This window comes from Pigmentiphaga aceris (assembly GCF_008119665.1).
In the GTDB taxonomy this organism is placed as follows: domain Bacteria; phylum Pseudomonadota; class Gammaproteobacteria; order Burkholderiales; family Burkholderiaceae_B; genus Pigmentiphaga; species Pigmentiphaga aceris.
Map to the genome: position 1 here is coordinate 907,593 of NZ_CP043046.1, position 16,925 is coordinate 924,517.

Annotated in this window: 11 protein-coding genes; 7 read left to right on the plus strand and 4 right to left on the minus strand. The window is 62.6% G+C overall.

What is annotated here, in order from left to right:
• Positions 1 to 14: 14 nt before the first annotated feature.
• From FXN63_RS03745 to FXN63_RS03755, 3 genes are read left to right on the plus strand one after another with little or no spacing between them, the layout of a single operon-like run.
• The gene (locus tag FXN63_RS03745; protein WP_148812972.1) at positions 15 to 3,155 is read left to right on the plus strand and encodes an MdtB/MuxB family multidrug efflux RND transporter permease subunit; all 3,141 of its coding nucleotides are present in this window, start codon (positions 15 to 17) and stop codon (positions 3,153 to 3,155) included.
• Positions 3,152 to 6,280: a multidrug efflux RND transporter permease subunit gene (locus tag FXN63_RS03750; protein ID WP_148812974.1), complete on the plus strand. Its 3,129-nt coding sequence runs from the start codon at positions 3,152 to 3,154 to the stop codon at positions 6,278 to 6,280. The genes FXN63_RS03745 and FXN63_RS03750 overlap by 4 nt, the downstream gene beginning before the upstream one ends.
• On the plus strand, positions 6,277 to 7,698 hold the full coding sequence (locus FXN63_RS03755; protein WP_148812976.1) for an efflux transporter outer membrane subunit: 1,422 nt from the start codon (positions 6,277 to 6,279) through the stop codon (positions 7,696 to 7,698). The genes FXN63_RS03750 and FXN63_RS03755 overlap by 4 nt, the downstream gene beginning before the upstream one ends.
• Before the next feature lie 69 nt (positions 7,699 to 7,767).
• Here FXN63_RS03755 and FXN63_RS03760 read toward each other — a convergent pair whose 3' ends face one another.
• Positions 7,768 to 8,775, minus strand: coding sequence for an MBL fold metallo-hydrolase (locus tag FXN63_RS03760; RefSeq protein WP_148812978.1), 1,008 nt, complete (start codon positions 8,773 to 8,775; stop codon positions 7,768 to 7,770).
• 231 nt (positions 8,776 to 9,006) lie between these two features.
• Between FXN63_RS03760 and FXN63_RS03765 the strand changes: the two genes are divergently transcribed.
• Positions 9,007 to 11,028, plus strand: coding sequence for a PhoX family protein (locus tag FXN63_RS03765; RefSeq protein WP_148812980.1), 2,022 nt, complete (start codon positions 9,007 to 9,009; stop codon positions 11,026 to 11,028).
• A 1,261-nt stretch (positions 11,029 to 12,289) separates the two neighbouring features.
• Here the strand turns inward: FXN63_RS03765 and mtgA are convergent.
• The 3 genes from mtgA to FXN63_RS03780 are packed head-to-tail and all read right to left on the minus strand — an operon-like array spanning position 12,290 to position 14,764.
• Positions 12,290 to 13,042 carry a monofunctional biosynthetic peptidoglycan transglycosylase gene (gene mtgA, locus FXN63_RS03770; RefSeq protein WP_148812982.1) on the minus strand — a complete coding sequence of 251 codons (753 nt, stop codon included), beginning with the start codon at positions 13,040 to 13,042 and terminating at the stop codon, positions 12,290 to 12,292.
• Position 13,043: 1 nt separating this feature from the next.
• The gene (gene aroE, locus FXN63_RS03775; protein WP_148812984.1) at positions 13,044 to 13,874 is read right to left on the minus strand and encodes a shikimate dehydrogenase; all 831 of its coding nucleotides are present in this window, start codon (positions 13,872 to 13,874) and stop codon (positions 13,044 to 13,046) included.
• A 5-nt stretch (positions 13,875 to 13,879) separates the two neighbouring features.
• Positions 13,880 to 14,764, minus strand: coding sequence for an energy transducer TonB family protein (locus FXN63_RS03780; RefSeq protein ID WP_148812986.1), 885 nt, complete (start codon positions 14,762 to 14,764; stop codon positions 13,880 to 13,882).
• A 298-nt stretch (positions 14,765 to 15,062) separates the two neighbouring features.
• On the opposite strand from FXN63_RS03780, the gene FXN63_RS03785 reads away from it, so the two are divergent.
• The 3 genes from FXN63_RS03785 (at position 15,063) to FXN63_RS03795 (ending at position 16,900) form a co-directional block, all read left to right on the plus strand.
• On the plus strand, positions 15,063 to 15,596 hold the full coding sequence (locus FXN63_RS03785) for an iron transporter (protein WP_148818897.1): 534 nt from the start codon (positions 15,063 to 15,065) through the stop codon (positions 15,594 to 15,596).
• A gap of 105 nt (positions 15,597 to 15,701) precedes the next feature.
• Positions 15,702 to 16,022 carry a cupredoxin domain-containing protein gene (locus FXN63_RS03790; protein WP_148818900.1) on the plus strand — a complete coding sequence of 107 codons (321 nt, stop codon included), beginning with the start codon at positions 15,702 to 15,704 and terminating at the stop codon, positions 16,020 to 16,022.
• Between the two features lie 56 nt (positions 16,023 to 16,078).
• Positions 16,079 to 16,900, plus strand: a complete 822-nt coding sequence (locus tag FXN63_RS03795; RefSeq protein WP_148812988.1) for an FTR1 family iron permease — start codon at positions 16,079 to 16,081, stop codon at positions 16,898 to 16,900.
• The last annotated feature ends 25 nt before the right edge of the window (positions 16,901 to 16,925 follow it).

Here is a 16,925-nt window from a genome sequence, read left to right on the forward strand (position 1 = left end):
ATCGGACAAGCTTCATGAATCCGTCACGCATTTTCATCGAACGGCCGGTCGCCACCACCTTGCTGATGCTGGCGCTGCTGCTGGTCGGCATCATCGGGTATCGCGGGCTGTCGATCTCGGCCTTGCCCGAGGTCGATTACCCGACCATTCAAGTCGTCACCTTGTACCCGGGAGCAAGCCCCGAGGTAATGACATCTGCCGTGACGGCACCCCTGGAACGTCAGTTCGGCCAGATGCCCGGCCTGACCCAGATGTCTTCGCAAAGCTCGGGGGGCGCATCGGTCATCACCTTGCAGTTCGGCTTGGAACTTGAACTCGATGTGGCCGAGCAGGAAGTGCAGGCCGCGATCAACGCAGGCAGCAACTTGCTGCCTTCCGATCTGCCGGCCCCGCCGATCTACAGCAAGGTCAATCCCGCCGATCCGCCGATTCTGACGCTGGGTGTGACGTCTGTGACCACACCGCTTACGCGGGTGCAGGATTTGGTCGATACCCGCATGGCGCAGCGCATGTCGCAGGTGTCGGGAGTGGGCTTGGTCAGCCTGTCGGGCGGGCAGCGTCCTGCTGTGCGCATTGACTTGAACGTGCAGGCATTGGCCTCGTATGGCCTGACCAGCGAGGCGGTGCGGGTGGCCATCACCAACGCCAACGTCAACAGTGCCAAGGGCGGTTTCGACGGCCCGACGCGTTCTTCGTCGATCTCGGCCAACGACCAGCTGCGCTCGCCCGAGGAATACCGGCGCATCATCGTTGCCTACAAGAACGATGCGCCGGTGCGCCTGAGCGACGTGGCCAGCATTCGTGACGGCGCGGAAAATGCCAAGCTGTCGGCCTGGGCGAACCGCAATCCGGCCATCATCGTGAACGTGCAGCGCCAGCCGGGTGCCAACGTGATCAGCACGGTGGACACGCTGCGCGCCTTGCTGCCGCAGTTGCAGGAAGGCCTGCCGGCCGATGTGAAGGTCACCATGCTGACCGACCGCACGTCCACCATCCGCGCCTCCGTGAAAGACACGCAGCTGGAACTGCTGCTGGCCATCGGCCTGGTGGTGGCAGTGATCTTCGTGTTCCTGCGCAGTGCACGCGCCACCCTGATTCCGGCGGTGGCCGTGCCACTGTCGCTGGTCGGTACCTTTGCGGTCATGTACCTGGCAGGTTTTTCGATCAATAACCTGACGCTGATGGCGCTGACGATTGCCACCGGCTTTGTGGTCGACGATGCCATCGTGGTGGTCGAGAACATCTCGCGCTATATCGAGGAAGGCGAGTCGCCACTGGCTGCTGCCATCAAGGGCGCGGGCGAGATCGGGTTCACCATTATTTCGCTGACGTTCTCGCTGGTGGCAGTGTTGATTCCGCTGCTGTTCATGGGCGATGTGGTGGGACGGTTGTTCCGGGAATTTGCGATCACGCTGGCGGTAGCGATTCTGATATCTGCGGTGATTTCGCTTACGCTTACCCCCATGATGTGCGCCAAGCTGCTGCGTCACGAACCGGCAGAAAAGCAAAGCCGCTTCAGCCGCTGGAGCGAGCGTTTCTTCGACGGCGTCATTGCGCAATATGGCCGTCTGTTGACGGTGGTGCTGCGTCACCAAGTGCTGACCCTGCTGGTGGCCTTCGGTACGCTGGTGCTGACCGTGGTGCTGTTCATCGCGATTCCGAAAGGCTTCTTCCCGGTGCAGGACAACGGGGTGATCCAGGGCGTAACGGAAGCTTCGCAAAGCATTTCATTTGCGGCCATGTCGGCGCGTCAGCAGGAAGTGGCCGATGTCATTTTGCGTGACCCGGATGTGGAAAGTCTGTCGTCGTTCATCGGGGTCGATGGCAACAACGCCACGCTCAATGCCGGTCGCCTGCAGATCAATCTGAAACCGCTGGAAGACCGCAGTGCACGTGCGCCCGAAATCATGGCGCGTCTGCAACCCGAACTGGCCAAGGTGGCGGGCATCACCACCTACTTGCAGCCGGTGCAGGATCTGACCATCGAGACCAGTGTGTCGCGCACGCAGTATCAGTTCACCTTGCAGGCCAGCACGCTGGAGGCGCTGGGCGAGTGGGCACCGAAACTGGTGGCGCGCATGGGGCAGGAAGCGTCGCTGCGCGATGTCACCAGCAATCTGCAGAACCAGGGCCTGGTGGCCTATGTCGATATCGATCGCGATGCGGCAAGCCGTCTGGGTATTTCGGTGGCGGCGATTGGCAGCGCACTGTACGACTCGTTCGGTCAGCGCCTGATTTCCACGATCTTCACGCAAGCAGCGCAGTACCGTGTGGTGCTGGGCATTGCCAATGTGAACGAACGCGGCTTGAGCGCGCTCGATGGCATCTACCTGGCTTCTACCGGTGGCGGCATGGTGCCGCTCAGCAGCATTGCGAAAGTGTCTGAACGCAATGGCCCGCTGTCGATCAACCACATCGACCAATTCCCATCGACCACTGTGTCCTTCAATGTGGCCGATGGCGTGTCGCTGGGCGAAGCGGTGGAACTGGTGCGCCAGGCCGAATTGGATATCGGCTTGCCTACCGACATTCAGACGCGCTTCCAGGGCACTGCGCAGGCTTTCGAGTCGTCGCTGGGCAATGAAGTGTGGCTGATCCTGGCGGCCATCGTGGCCATGTATATCGTGCTGGGCGTGCTCTATGAAAGCTACATTCACCCGGTGACGATTCTGTCTACTTTGCCGACGGCAGGTGTGGGCGCATTGCTGGCCTTGATGTTCGCCGGCAAGGACCTGAGCGTGATCGCCATCATCGGCATCATCTTGCTGATCGGCATCGTGAAGAAGAACGCGATCATGATGATCGACTTCGCCCTCGCCGCCGAACGCGGGCAGGGCATGGCACCGCGCGAAGCCATCTACCAGGCTTGCCTGCTGCGCTTCCGCCCGATTCTGATGACGACCATGGCAGCATTGCTGGGTGCCTTGCCGCTGATGTTGAGCACGGGTGTAGGTGCCGAATTGCGTCAGCCGCTGGGCATTGCGATGGTGGGCGGGCTGATCCTGAGCCAGATCATTACGCTGTTCACCACGCCGGTGATCTACCTGGCCTTCGATGGGCTGTCGTCACGTCTGCGCCGTCGTATGCATGACGGCAAGGACGGCGACAAGCATGGTGGTCACCATGGCGACAAACCCCAGGACCTGCCCGCATGAGGGGCTTCTCCGACATTTTCATCCACCGGCCGATCGCCACCGTATTGCTGACGATCGCGGTGGTGTGTGCCGGGGTGCTGGGCTTCCGGCTGCTGCCGGTGTCGCCGCTGCCGCAGATCGACTTTCCGACCATCATGGTGTCCGCCACGCTGGCCGGTGCCAGCGCCGACACCATGGCATCAACCGTGGCCGCGCCCTTGGAACGGGCATTGGGGCGCATCGCCGGCATCAACGAAATGACCTCGTCCAGCTCGCTGGGTTCGACGCGGCTGATTCTGCAATTCGAACTTAAGCGCGACATCAATGGCGCGGCGCGTGATGTGCAGGCCGCGATCAACGCGGCGCGTCCGTTGCTGCCCAGTTCCTTGCGGCGCAATCCCACGTATCGCAAGGTCAACCCGTCGGATGCGCCGGTGATGGTGATCGCGCTGACGTCCGACGCATTGACGCAGGGCCAGATGTACGACGCCGCCAGCACGACGCTTGCGCAGCGGCTGTTGCAGATCGACGGCGTGGGCGATGTGAACATCGGCGGTAGTTCACTGCCCGCTGTGCGCGTGCAGCTGAACCCCGATGCATTGGCGCGCCAAGGCGTGTCGCTGACCGCCATCGGCACCGCCATTTCCAACGCCAACCGTTCACAACCCAAGGGCGCGGTGGAACAAGGCGATCATCGCTGGCAGATCGAGGCCAACGATCAGGCCAAGACGGCGGAAGACTATCAGCCCCTGATCATCAGCTACAAAAATGGCGCGGCGGTGCGGCTGTCGGACGTGGCCACGGTCTTCGACTCGGTCGAGAACCTGCGCAATGCCGGACGTGCCGGCGGCAAGCCGTCGGTGCTGGTGACCATTACCCGCGCGCCCAACGCCAACATCATCGAAACCGTGGACCGCGTCTACGCCACGCTGCCGGAAATGCGCGAGCTGATGCCGGCCAGCGTGGACCTGCAAGTCACCATGGATCGTTCGCCAACCATTCGTGCATCGCTGCATGAAGTCGAGCGGGCGCTGGTCATTGCGGTCGGGCTGGTGATCCTGGTGGTGTTCCTGTTCATCGGCCGTGTGCGTGCCACCCTGATTCCTGCAGTGGCCGTGCCGGTGTCGCTGATCGGCACTTTCGGGGTGATGTACCTGTGCGGCTTCAGCTTGAACAACCTGTCGTTGATGGCCTTGACGATTGCAACCGGCTTTGTGGTGGACGATGCCATCGTGGTGCTGGAAAACGCCGCGCGCCATGTTGAAGAAGGCTTGAGCCCGATGCAGGCGGCGCTGAAGGGCGCACGCGAGGTCGGCTTCACGGTCTTGTCGATGAGCTTGTCGCTGATCGCGGTGTTCATTCCTTTCCTGTTCCTGAGCGATCTGGTGGGCCGCTTGTTCCGCGAATTCGCCGTGACGCTGGCAGCATCGATTGCGATTTCGCTGCTGGTATCGCTGACCACCACGCCCATGATGTGCGCGCGTCTGCTGCGCGCCGAGCGTGACGAAAAGCGCCCGCCGATCTGGGTGGTGCGCAAGTTCAACGACGGCCTGGCAGCAGTGCAGCGCGGCTACGGCAACAGCCTGCGCTGGGCGCTGAACCACGGCGTGCTGATGATGTTGTCGCTGCTGGTGGCGGTGGTGCTGAACGTGTACCTGTTCGCGGCCTTGCCCAAGGGTTTCTTCCCGGAACAGGACACCGGCCGCATCCAGGGATTCATGCGCGGTGACCAGAGCGTGTCCTTCCAGTCCATGCGCGACAAGCTGGAGCAGTTGATGGGCATTGTGATGGCCGACCCGGCCGTGGCCACGGTGTCTGGTTCGACGGGCTCGTCCGGCTTTGGCAGCAGCAATAGCGGCAGCATGCAGATCACCTTGAAGCCGGTGGGTGAACGTGCCAAGGAAAGCTCGCAGCAGGTGATTGCACGCTTGCGTGCCGCATCGACCAAGGTTGCAGGTGTCAACCTGTTCATGAGCCCGGTGCAGGACTTGCGTGCAGGCGGGCGCTCGTCCAACGCCACCTATCAATACACGCTGCAATCCAACGATTTGCAGGCGCTGCGTACCTGGGAACCCAGGTTGCGCCAGGCGCTGATCAACGAGCCTTTGCTGACCGACGTGAATTCCGACCAGGAAGACAAAGGCCAGGAAATCGGTCTGATCTACGACCGCGATGCGATGACGCGTTACGGCATTACGCCCGGCATTGCCAACCAGACCTTGTATGCCGCACTGGGGCAGAACACGGTGTCGACGATCTACCAGGATCGCAACCAGTACAAAGTTGTGGTCGAAGCCGAACCGCAGTACACCCAGCAGCCCGACACGCTGCGCAAATTCACCGTGATCAACACCCGTGGCGAAGCCGTGCCCCTGTCGGCCTTCACCAGTTGGGCACCGACCAATGCGCCTTTGTCGGTGAATCACCAGGGGCAGTTTGCCGCTGCCACGATTTCCTTCAATTTGCCGGAAGGTGTGGCGCTGGCGCAGGCGCAGGAAGTGATCGACCGGGTGGTGGTGCAGATCAGCATGCCCAATACGGTGACCGGGAGTTTCCAGGGCACGGCGCGCAGCCTGCAGGACAGCCAGAAAAGCCAGGTGCTGCTGCTGGTGGCGGCCGTGCTGGCCGTCTACCTGGTACTGGGCGTGCTGTACGAAAGCTACATTCACCCGCTGACGATCTTGTCCACGCTGCCCTCGGCCGGGTTGGGGGCCTTGCTGGCACTGTGGACCGTGAACATGCAGTTCACGCTGATTGCGTTGATCGGCATCTTGCTGTTGATCGGCATCGTGAAAAAGAACGCCATCATGATGATCGACTTCGCCCTGGAGGCCGAGCGCAAGCGCGGCATGCTGCCGCGCGATGCCATTTATGAAGCATGTCTGTTACGCTTTCGGCCGATCATGATGACCACGCTCGCCGCGATGTTCGGCGCAGTGCCGCTGGCCCTGGGCAGCGGTGATGGCGCAGAGCTGCGTCAGCCCCTGGGCATCGCGATTGTCGGTGGCTTGGTCATGAGTCAGCTGCTGACGCTGTACACCACCCCGGTCGTCTATCTATACCTGGATCGCGCTGGCAAGCGGGTCGCGCGTTGGCGCGGCAAACGCGGGCCGGACACGCACGCGGTCCCCTCGGAGCCTGCATGAAATCGTCTCGTCTTGTCCTGTCCCTGCTGGCCGCCGCGATACTTTCCGGTTGTGCTGCAGTAGGCCCGGACTACCAACGGCCGGCGATGTCAGTACCCGCGCATTTCAAGGAAGCCGCTCCGGGGTGGAAGGTCGCCGCACCTGCCGATACGGTGCACAAAGGTGAATGGTGGCTGGTCTATGGCGATCAGGTGTTGAACGATCTGGTGACCCAGCTCAACGCCAACAACCAGAACGTGCAGGTATCGCTGGCCAACTACCGTCGCGCGCGCGCCGCAGTCGAAGGCGCACGGGCAGGCTATTACCCCACGGTGTCGGCGTCCGGCGGTGCCACCCGCAGCCGCACCAATCAGAACAGCGGTGTGAACAACCGCCAGACCTTGTCGCTGGACGCAAGCTGGGAACCCGATCTGTGGGGCCGGGTATCGCGCTCTGTCGAAGCGGGCGACGCCAGCACACAGGCAAGTGTGGCCAACCTGGTCAATGCGCGCCTGTCGGCCCAGGCCGAGCTGGTGCAGAACTACACCTTGCTGCGGGTTACCGACGAACAATCGCGGGTCACACGATCCACCATCGATGCCTATCAGCGCACCTTGCGCGTCACGCGCAACCAGTACGAAGCAGGCTTGGTGACGCGGGTAGATGTGGCCACAGCGGAATCACAGGTGCGTTCGGCTGAAGCCAACTTGCTGGGCTACGAGTTGACACGTCGCCAGTACGAGCACGCGATTGCCATTCTGGTGGGCCGTGCGCCTGCCGAGTTCGCGCTGGTGCCGAACGAGGTCATGCCGGTCTTGCCGACCACGCCCGAAGCTTTGCCTTCCACCTTGCTGGAACGTCGTCCGGACGTGGCCGCAGCCGAGCGTCTGGCGGCATCGGCCAATGCCAACATCGGCGTGGCGCAGGCGGCGTTCTATCCCTCGCTCACCTTGTCGGGGGCGATTGGTGGCAGCGCCAGCACCATCGGCAATCTGCTGAGTGCGCCCGCACGCACGTGGTCGCTGGGCGCGGCGCTGGCTGCGTCATTGTTCGATGGCGGCCTGCGGCAATCGCAGGTGGACCAGGCCGTGGCGTCTTATGACAGCGCTGCGGCGCAGTATCGCCAGACCGTGTTGCAGGGCTTCCAGGAAGTCGAAGACAACCTGTCGGCGCTGGACCTGCTGGCGCAGGAAGCAGAGAAACGCCAACAGGCCTTGGATGCCGCCCGCGACGCCGAACGTCTGGCCTTGAATCAGTACCAGGCGGGCCTGGTGGACTTCACCACGGTAGCCAATGCGCAGATCACGCGCTTCCAGGCCGAGATCGCCACCTTGCAGGTGGTGGGACGCCGTTATGCCGCCAGCGCCTTGCTGGTGAAGGCACTGGGCGGTGGCTGGGATGGTGCACTGGATGCAACGGCGGTGACGGCAGGGTCTTGATCTTCGGCGTGGCGTCGTGTGGATGACACCACGGATGACGCCACGATTGTGCTGACTGCGATGGTGCGATTAGCCCGCGCCCTTGATCGCCGGCAAGTCCAGCCTTGCACCTGTTCGTATCACCTCGAACGTTGCCGCATCCACGCCTTGATCGGCCATGGCGGCTGCCAGCGCTTCGGGCGGTGCGTCCAGCGCATCGTCGGCAAGCTCAAAAGCGCCCCAGTGGATGGCAAAGCTGTGACGGCAGCGTAGCTCTCGGTGAATCTGCACGGCTTGCGACGGGTCGATGTGCTGCGTCTGCATGAACCAGCGCGGCTCGTAGGCACCAATCGGAATAGCGGCCAGATCGAAGGGGCCAAGCCGATCCCCGATCTCTGTCAGATGCCGGGTGTAGCCGGTGTCGCCGGTAAAGTAAAAGCGGAAGTCCCCGCGCCTGACCACCCAGCCACCCCACAAGCTGCGGTTGCGGTCCCACAAGGTGCGCTGCGTCCAGTGTTGGGCGGGCACAAAGGTGAAGGTGCTGCCACCAATCTCTGTGTTGTCCCACCAGTCCAGTTCCTGCACGCGGCTAATGCCACGCGCGCGCATCCAGGCGGCCAGGCCAATCGGCACTAGATAGGTTGCGTCGGGAAAGCGCGCCAGCAGTTTGCGGATGCTGGGCTTGTCCAGGTGGTCGTAATGGCTATGCGAGATCAACACGATGTCGATGCGCGGCAAGGTCGCCACCGTGGCACCCGGTGGCAGCAGGCGGCGCGGCCCGGCGAAGCTGACGGGCGATACCCGATCCGACAGGGCAGGGTCGGTCAGGATGGTCTGGCCATCCAGCCGAAGCAGCAGACTGGCGTGGCCGAGCCACCACGCGGCATTGCCAGTGCCCGAGAAGTCTGCCGCCTGCCACCACTGCGCACGAAAGGCCTCGTAGCCCTGTGCGGGTGCCTTGGGCAGCTTGTTGGCGCGGCGCTCGCGCTGCCAACGCCGCACATCACCGAAGCGGCGTGCGTTTTCATCCAGATTCTGAAATCCACTGGGCGTGTGATGCGGTTTGTTGGGGTCGTAGTACGGATTTTTCCAGGGCATGCATGACTCGTGGAGATGCTGCTTCGCGAACCGCGAATGCTTCAGACAGCTTACCGTTTTGCCGATGCCGTTCGCGTAATAGGCCTGCTCGGAAAAAACGAACCCCAAGAAATCACAAAAAAATGTCAAGAACAGCTGACAAGTTTCTGACTGACACGTTCCTGAAACCTGCGCTTCTCATCATGTCGCATCTTCACGCAGCCGCGTGACGCCACTGCCATGGAAACCACGATGAGCGCGTTCGACCTGGATGACATCCCGACCAACCCCACTGCCAACCCGCATTTCAACGATGTCGTGAAGTCTGCGGTTTCGCGCCGTGGCTTCCTGAAGACCGGTCTTGGCCTGGGTGCCGTGAGCTTCTTCACGATCCCGCTGGCAGCCTGTGGTGGCGGCGACGGTGACGATACCCCCGCCGTCACGCCGCCGACCACGCCCGCACCCGTCAAGCCGCTGCTGGGCTTCAAGGCTGTTGCCACCAATTCGGGCGACGGCATCACCGTGCCCGAAGGCTATCAGTCACAAGTGTTCTGTCGCTGGGGTGACCCGCTGTTCTCGAACTCGCCCGCCTGGACTGGCCGCGCGACCGAGGACGCCGCCGCCCAAGCCCTGCAGTTCGGCGACAACAACGACGGCATGCATTACTTCCCGTTGACCGGCACCTCCAGCACCGAAGGTCTGCTGGTGATGAACCACGAGTACATCAACCCGGAATTCTTCTTCACCGCCGCGATTCAGGACGGCACGCAAGCCTGGTCGGCTGACAACGTCAGGAAGAGCCAGGCTGGTCACGGCATCTCAGTCGCTCACGTGAAGCTGGAAAACGGCCAGTGGAAGGTTGTGGTCCCGTCGAAGTACAACCGTCGCCTGACCGCCTACTCGCCCTTCACGCTGACCGGCCCGGCTGCTGGCCACCCGCTGTTGCAGACCTCGGCAGACACCAGCGGCACGCTGGCGCTGGGTACCTTCAACAACTGCGGCAACGGCTTCACGCCCTGGGGCACCTACCTGACCTGTGAAGAGAACTTCAACGGTTACTTCGGCACCTTGTCGGGCACCGACACCCGCAACGCCAGCCAGCGTCGCTACGGCCTGAGCGCCGGTGTCAGCGGCAACCGCTGGGAAGAGCACGATGCGCGCTTCGACTACGCAAAAGAGCGCAACGAGTCGTACCGCCACGGCTACATCGTTGAAATCGACCCGTTCGATCCCACCTCGGTGCCGAAGAAGCGCACTGCGCTGGGCCGTATCAAGCACGAGAACGTGGCACTGACTTTCTCGACCGACAAGCGTGTCGTGGCCTACATGGGCGACGACCAGGCCAACGACTACGTCTACAAGTTCGTGTCCGAAGGCAAGTACGATGCGGCTGCACCGAACGCCGATCGCAACCTGCTGGACAACGGTCGTCTGTACGTGGCGCAGTTCAACGCAGGTGCCGCCACGGGCGACGCCATGGGCACCGGCCGCTGGATTCTGCTGGATCGCGGTACGCCGATCAGCGGTGGTCGCAACCTGGGCGATCTGTTCGCCACGCAGGCTGAAATCCTGATCAACACCCGCCTGGCTGCTGACGCCGTGGGTGCCACCCCGATGGATCGCCCGGAGTGGGTCACGGTGCATCCGAAGACGGGTGAGGTCTACCTGACGCTGACCAATAACAGCAGCCGCGCTGCTGACAAGGTTGACGATGCGAACCCGCGTGCCGCCAACGTCTACGGCCAGATCGTGCGCTGGCGCGAAACCGGCAACGATGCGGCTGCGATCACTTTCGAGTGGGATCTGTTCGTGTTGGCCGGCAACCCGATCCGCACCCCGGATCGCGGCAACCTGGCTTCGGGTTCGGCGAACGTGACGGTCGACAATACCTTCAACAGCCCGGACGGTCTGGCGTTTGATGCGGATGGTCGTCTGTGGATTCAGACCGATGGCAGTTTTGCCAATACGGGTGTGTATCAGGGCCAGGGCAACAATCAGATGTTGTTGGCTGACCCGGTGACGAAGGAGATTCGTCGTTTCCTGGTGGGTCCGTCGGGTTGTGAGGTGACGGGTATTACCTGGACGCCGGATCAGAAGTATGTGTTTGTGAACATTCAGCATCCGGGTGAATATGGTAGCCACCCACGCCGTCCGGCGGCTGATCCGGCGGTTGATCCGCTGGCGTTTTCGAAGTGGCCGGAGGCGTCGGGCGGTCGTCCGCGCGCGGCTACGGTTGTGATCAGCCGTATCGACGGTGGTGTTGTGGGTACCTGATGTTTGCATGCGTTCAGCGCACGTTTTTTGTGCGCTGAAGCGTTGTGCTGAACCGCTGATCTTGTCGCGATTTTTTGCGATGGGGTTGGCGGTTTTTTGGTTTTTGGCTGTGGGTGTTCTTTTGCCAGTCGCGGGTGGTGGGGCCGGCTCGTCTGCCCCGCTGGACTTTGGCGTCGGGTCTCCCGCCCTCCACCTTGTCCAGAAGGGCAGCCAATCCGGCCCCACCACCCACGCCTTCACGCTTTCTTGATTAAAAACGTATGCCGCCTTTGGGCGGCTTCTGTTTTTTTGGCTGCTTGGTGCTGGAGTCGGTTCTCGGCATTCATTGGCCACCATGCTTGATCGCCACACGGCTGGCCTTGGGGATTAGCTGCCCAGGTCGCCACGAAGCGGTTTCTCCGGCTCGCGATTCGATAGATTCTTCAGCAGCCTTTTACCGCAGCGATACTCAAGAAAATTTGCGCGCCTGCTTGGTGGTGGGGTGACACCGAAGCGGGTGGCCGCACGGCAATAGCATGCGGAGAATGGCTGTCGGGGGCTGGCGGCTTTAAAGCGGCTACGCCATCGCTCGGTGCGTTGTGTGCGTCGTCAGATCAGGTGGCGTTCGAAAACCGCTTGTTCGTCGGCATAGTGGGATGACTGTCGAGACGCTCGATTCAATGCTACCTAGTTAGTTGCGCGTAAACGGCCTGCTGGAGAAGGGCCGGAAGGCTGGCGGCTTCAAGCTGCTATTCAGCGTACGGTGCGTGCGCGCTTTTAGTTCGCCAATGCGTTAAAAGACGCTCGATCCAACCCTATCTGGCCAGCGACCGTCAGCGCCTCAATCATTCTCCGCATGCCATTGCCGTGCGGCCACCCGCTTCGGTGTCACCCCACCCGTGGACGGATGGGTGACGTACCGAACTGCCGCAATGTAAAAGGCCCCTGAAAAACGGCCCGAGACGTGAGCCGTTGACTCGCTTCGTGGCGACCTGGTCAGCCGATCCCCAGGGCCAGCCGCATGGCGTTCAAGAATGGTGGCCGTCGAATGCCGAGAACCGCTTCCAGCACCTGGCAGCCAGCAAAACGGCAGACGCCCAAAGGCGGGATCTGCTTTTAACCAAATGACTTTGAAGGCGTGGGTGGTGGGGCCGTGGTGGCTGCCCTTCTGGGCGAGGTGGAGGGCGGGAGCCCCGACGCCTAGGTCCAGCGGGGCAGACGCCGCGGCCCCACTGCCCGCGACTGACTAAAGAACACCCAAACCGTCACAACAAAGACCCCATCAAGGAATCTCTGCACTCCCAATGCGTCGCGCCAACACATCCGTTCGCGACGCCAGATAAGCAGAATTGCGATTCTTGTCATAGAAGCGCGGCCGGGGAAGCATCGCCGCCAATTTTGCCGACTGATACGCCGACAACTTCGAAGCAGAGATACCGAAATAGTGCTGCGCCGCCGCCTCAGCACCGAACACCCCTTCCCCCCACTCAGCCACATTCAAATAGAGTTCCAGAATGCGCTGCTTGCTCATCACCAACTCGATCATGTAGGTAATGACCAACTCTTGCCCCTTGCGCACATAACTGCGCTCATTGGACAACAACAGATTTTTCGCCAACTGCTGCGTAATCGTCGAGCCACCCCGCATTGGACGCGAAGACGGCTTGCGGCCACGGGCAATCGCCGCCTCACGCGCCTCTGCCAATTCACGATTGTGCGCATACGCACTCTCGATCGCATCCCAGTCGACACCACCGTGCTCGACGAAATTACCGTCTTCCGCCGCCACCACCGCCTGCTTCAACCGAGTGCTGATCTGCGCGTAATCCACCCAACGGTAATCAATGCCAGCTTGCGGGTCCGTATCGCGCAAACGGCTGATCTCTTCGCGCATGACCGCACTGGACTGCGGCGGCTGCCAGGCGTACCAGCACACCCAGCCAAACAACCACAGTTGATACAGGAACACAGCGGCAATCAGCAGGCCGATGCCCTTCAGCATCCACACCGAAATCTGCCGCGCGCGCGATGCCATCTCAGGTCCGCAACGCGGCGCGCAGGGCCGTCAGTACGGGTTCGGTCTGGGGCAATACGCCATGCCAGATCTGGAAGCTCTCTGCGGCTTGTTCCACCAGCATGCCCAGGCCGTCGGCCTGCATCGCTGCGCCGTCGGCGCGGGCCTGTTCCATGAAGGCCGTGGGGCGAGCGCCGTAGACCATGTCGTAGGCAATGGCACCGTCGGCGTACAGGCCGCCGGGCAGGTCGGGCGCGGCGTCTTGCAGGCCGCTGGCCGTGGCGTTGATGACGATCTGCCAGCCACCTTCGCGCCACGCATCGGACAGGCTGCCGGCTTCGACGCGCACGTCGGTGGCGGCAACTTCCGACACCAGTTCCAGCGCACGCGCCTGCGTGCGATTGACCACCCGGATCTGCGCGGCACCGGCGCGGCGCAGGGCGTCTAGCGCACCACGTGCCGCACCACCTGCACCGACCAGCAGAATGTGGGCACCGGCAAGCTCGGCACCCAGGCGCGTCAGGTCGCGCACCAGGCCCACGCCGTCGGTATTGCAGCCGTGCAGTGCACCGTTGACGGTCCACAAGGTGTTGACGGCACCCGCCGCACGGGCGCGTTCGGTCAGGTTGTCACTGGCCAGGGCCAGTGCTTCCAGCTTGAACGGCACGGTCACGTTCAGGCCTTGTCCGCCCTCGGCGAAGAAGGTATTGACTGTGTCGGCAAAGCCATCGATTGGCGCTTGCAGACGGGTGTAGTCCAGGGCGATGCCGGTCTGCGCGCCGAAGCGCGCGTGGATGTCCGGCGAGCGGCTGTGTGCGATCGGGTTACCGACCACCGCAAAACGAGGAAGCATGTCGGTCAACCAGCAGTGGCCGTGAGTTTGTCGTTGGTGAAACGCCAGGTGCGCGTGATCGCCAGCACGTCGGTGTCTTTGGCAATCGACGGCGGGAAGGGCGCAAAGGGCGCGGCAAGCTGAACCGTGCGACGCGCGGCGTCGTTCAAGATGCTGTGTTCAGAACTCTTGTCGAATTCGATCCGCTCGACCGATCCGTCGCTGCGGATATACACGGTCATGCGCAGCGATCCGTAGACCTTGCCGCGCGCGGCCGCTGGGTAATTCAGGTTACCCACCGCCTCGATGCGCTGACGCCAATCTTCCACGTATTGCGCAAAGCGGTATTCAGATGTCGACGGCGCAAAGAAGTGTTTGCGCGGACGTTTGTTGTAGTCCTCGATGCGGCTGGCGATTTCGGCCAGTTGGCGTGCCATGGGCACCGAGGTATCGCGATTTGCGGCGGTAGGCGGCGCGTCAGGTTGTGGTTCTGTAACCGGCTTGGCCGGCGCGCTTTGTTCGGTCTTTTTCAGCTGCGCCATCAGTTCACGCTGGCGGGCTTCAAGTTCTGCCTGACGACGTTGCGCGGCAGTCACGGAATCGCCGTCGAGCGTTGCCGACGAGTTCGCCAGCGGCGATTTGGCACGTCCTTCCGCGTGGTCACCACCGCCGTCGATGTTGGCCTGCGCCAGCACTTTCTGTTCGACCGGGGCGGAATCCGTGCGCCCATTGACGAGAATCACTTCCAGCCCGGTGTCCTTCGCGGGCTGGCGCGGCGGGGTCGGGTGGGTGAAGTGGACCGCGGCCAGCACAGCGTGCAAGGCCAGTGACACCGCCAGCGCAATCAGCAGAAAGCGTTGCTGCGGATCGCTGAACCAGCTGTAGGCCGGGTCTTGGGGCGCTGCGGGCACCACATCGACCGGACGAGTGTCTTCCTCCGGGGCCGGCGCGGCGCGAGAAGCGGGCGGGGCTGCAGGAGGCGTGGCCCGGGCGGGCGAAGGGGGGGAGGGTTTGCGCGTCGACACCCGTCGATTGTAAGGGCTAACGCCCAGGCGTCGACCCTTCCGGCAGCAGGCTTTCTCCCGGGTAGACACACCAGATACACAGTCAGCCTAAAAAATGCGACTGATTCCCGTTTAGTTGCTTGTAAGCGACCCCCTGAAACAATAGCGACTGTCCAAATCAAGAGGTGATGTCGTCATGGGTATGTTGATTCGTTCGGCGCTGGTACTGGGATGCGCGGTCGCGCTGGCGGGTGCTGCCAACGCGGCGGAATATCCGATCGGCAAGCCGCAGATCGCGCATGGCGTCGAGGTGGGCGCGGTCTACCTGCAGCCCATCGAGATGGACCCGCCGGGCATGATGCGCGACGCCAAGACGTCCGATATCCACCTGGAAGCCGATATTCATGCCGTTGCCAACAATCCCAACGGCTTTGCCGAAGGCGAATGGGTGCCGGGTCTGTTGATCCACTACACGCTGGTGCACCAGGGCGGCAAGACCATCGAAGGCGACATGATGCCGATGGTGGCCAGCGACGGTCCGCATTACGGCGACAACGTCAAGCTCGACGGCGCAGGCAAGTACACGGTCAAGTTCACCGTGATTCCGCCCAGCGAAAACAAGCAGGGCCACTTCGGCCGTCACGTCGACAAGGAAACCGGCGTCGCGCCGTGGACCCCGCGTTTCGACCTGAACTACGAGTTCGTCTACGCCGGCACCGGCAAGAAAGGCGGGTACTGATTGAACGCCATGATTGCAGCGTTGATCCGGGGCGGTAACGGCCGGGCACGCGTTTTTGCGGCGGCATGCCGGGCCGCATGCACTGCTTCACGCAGCGCCACGCGCATGTTCGCGGCGCTGGCCGCAGCCTTGGTCCTGCTGGCGATGCCTGCGTATGCCGACGAGTTGCACACCGTGTCGCTGGAGATGAACGACGGCAAGTTTGTGCCGGCCCGGCTTGAGGTACCTGCCGGCGTCAAGTTCAAGATCGTCATCCGCAACGTGGGCAAGACGGCGGCTGAATTCGAAAGCCTGCCGCTGCGCAAGGAAAAGGTGCTGGCACCCGGCGCGGAGTCCTTTGTGGTCGTGCACCCGCTGCGCCCTGGTGAGTACGGTTTCTTTGATGACTTCCATCAGGAAGCCCAGGGCATCGTCGTCGCGAAGTAAGGATAGGGGACCGGCGCACACGATCGCTGCGCACCGGCCCCGTCACTGGAAGAGTCATGGGTCAGGTCTTGTTCGTCGTCTGGCGCGAAAGCGTCGAGGCTTTGCTGGTGATCGGGATTTTGTTCACCTGGATCGTCGGTCGTCCTGACAGCCGCCGCTGGCTGCCCTATCTGTGGGGGGGAGTCGGTCTGGGGCTGGCGGGTGCGGTGGCGCTGGGCATGCTGATCCTGTTCGCGGGCGAGGCCATGTCCGAATCGGCACAGACCTTGTTTCAGACCGTGCTGATGCTGCTTGCCTGCGCACTGATCGTGCAGATGGTGGTGTGGATGCGTCGCCACGGGCGCACGCTGAAACAGGAGATGCACACGGCGCTGGCCGACGAAGTAGGGCGCTCGCACGGCTGGGGCGTGTTGCTGCTGGCAGCGATTGCCGTCGCGCGTGAAGGCAGCGAAACCGTGGTGTTTCTGTATGGCATCGGTCAGCACCTGGTGCTGTTCGAGTTTGTGCTGGCCACGGTGGCTGGCTTGGCATTGGCTGGCGTTACTTTCGTGCTGCTGCAACTTGGCGGCAGGTACGTGTCCTGGCGCTGGTTCTTCCGCGTCACGGAAATTCTGTTGTTGCTGCTGGGCGCAGCCATGCTGATGTCTGCCGTCGACAACCTGCTGTCGCTGGACATCCTGCCGGCGATTGTCGATCCGCTGTGGGACAGCTCGGCCTTCATCAACGATGGCACGGCAATGGGTGGCCTGGTGGCGTCGTTCACGGGCTACCGCGCGTACCCGGCGCTGACCAGCTTGCTGATCTATCTGGCCTATTGGGTATTGGTGCTTGGCCTGTTGCGCATGCCGCGTGCCACGCGGACGCCGGTGGGCGCATGATCGAGCAGATTGCCGTGCGGGTGGT

Bases quoted from the DNA above. Each gene is read 5' to 3' on its own strand.
- FXN63_RS03750 (WP_148812974.1), top strand. From the start codon at position 3,152: ATGAGGGGCTTCTCCGACATTTTCATCCACCGGCCGATCGCCACCGTA.
- FXN63_RS03765 (WP_148812980.1), top strand. From the start codon at position 9,007: ATGAGCGCGTTCGACCTGGATGACATCCCGACCAACCCCACTGCCAAC.
- FXN63_RS03760 (WP_148812978.1), bottom strand. From the start codon at position 8,775: ATGCCCTGGAAAAATCCGTACTACGACCCCAACAAACCGCATCACACG.
- FXN63_RS03795 (WP_148812988.1), top strand. From the start codon at position 16,079: ATGGGTCAGGTCTTGTTCGTCGTCTGGCGCGAAAGCGTCGAGGCTTTG.
- FXN63_RS03790 (WP_148818900.1), top strand. From the start codon at position 15,702: ATGTTCGCGGCGCTGGCCGCAGCCTTGGTCCTGCTGGCGATGCCTGCG.
- FXN63_RS03745 (WP_148812972.1), top strand. From the start codon at position 15: ATGAATCCGTCACGCATTTTCATCGAACGGCCGGTCGCCACCACCTTG.
- mtgA (WP_148812982.1), bottom strand. From the start codon at position 13,042: ATGGCATCGCGCGCGCGGCAGATTTCGGTGTGGATGCTGAAGGGCATC.
- aroE (WP_148812984.1), bottom strand. From the start codon at position 13,874: ATGCTTCCTCGTTTTGCGGTGGTCGGTAACCCGATCGCACACAGCCGC.
- FXN63_RS03755 (WP_148812976.1), top strand. From the start codon at position 6,277: ATGAAATCGTCTCGTCTTGTCCTGTCCCTGCTGGCCGCCGCGATACTT.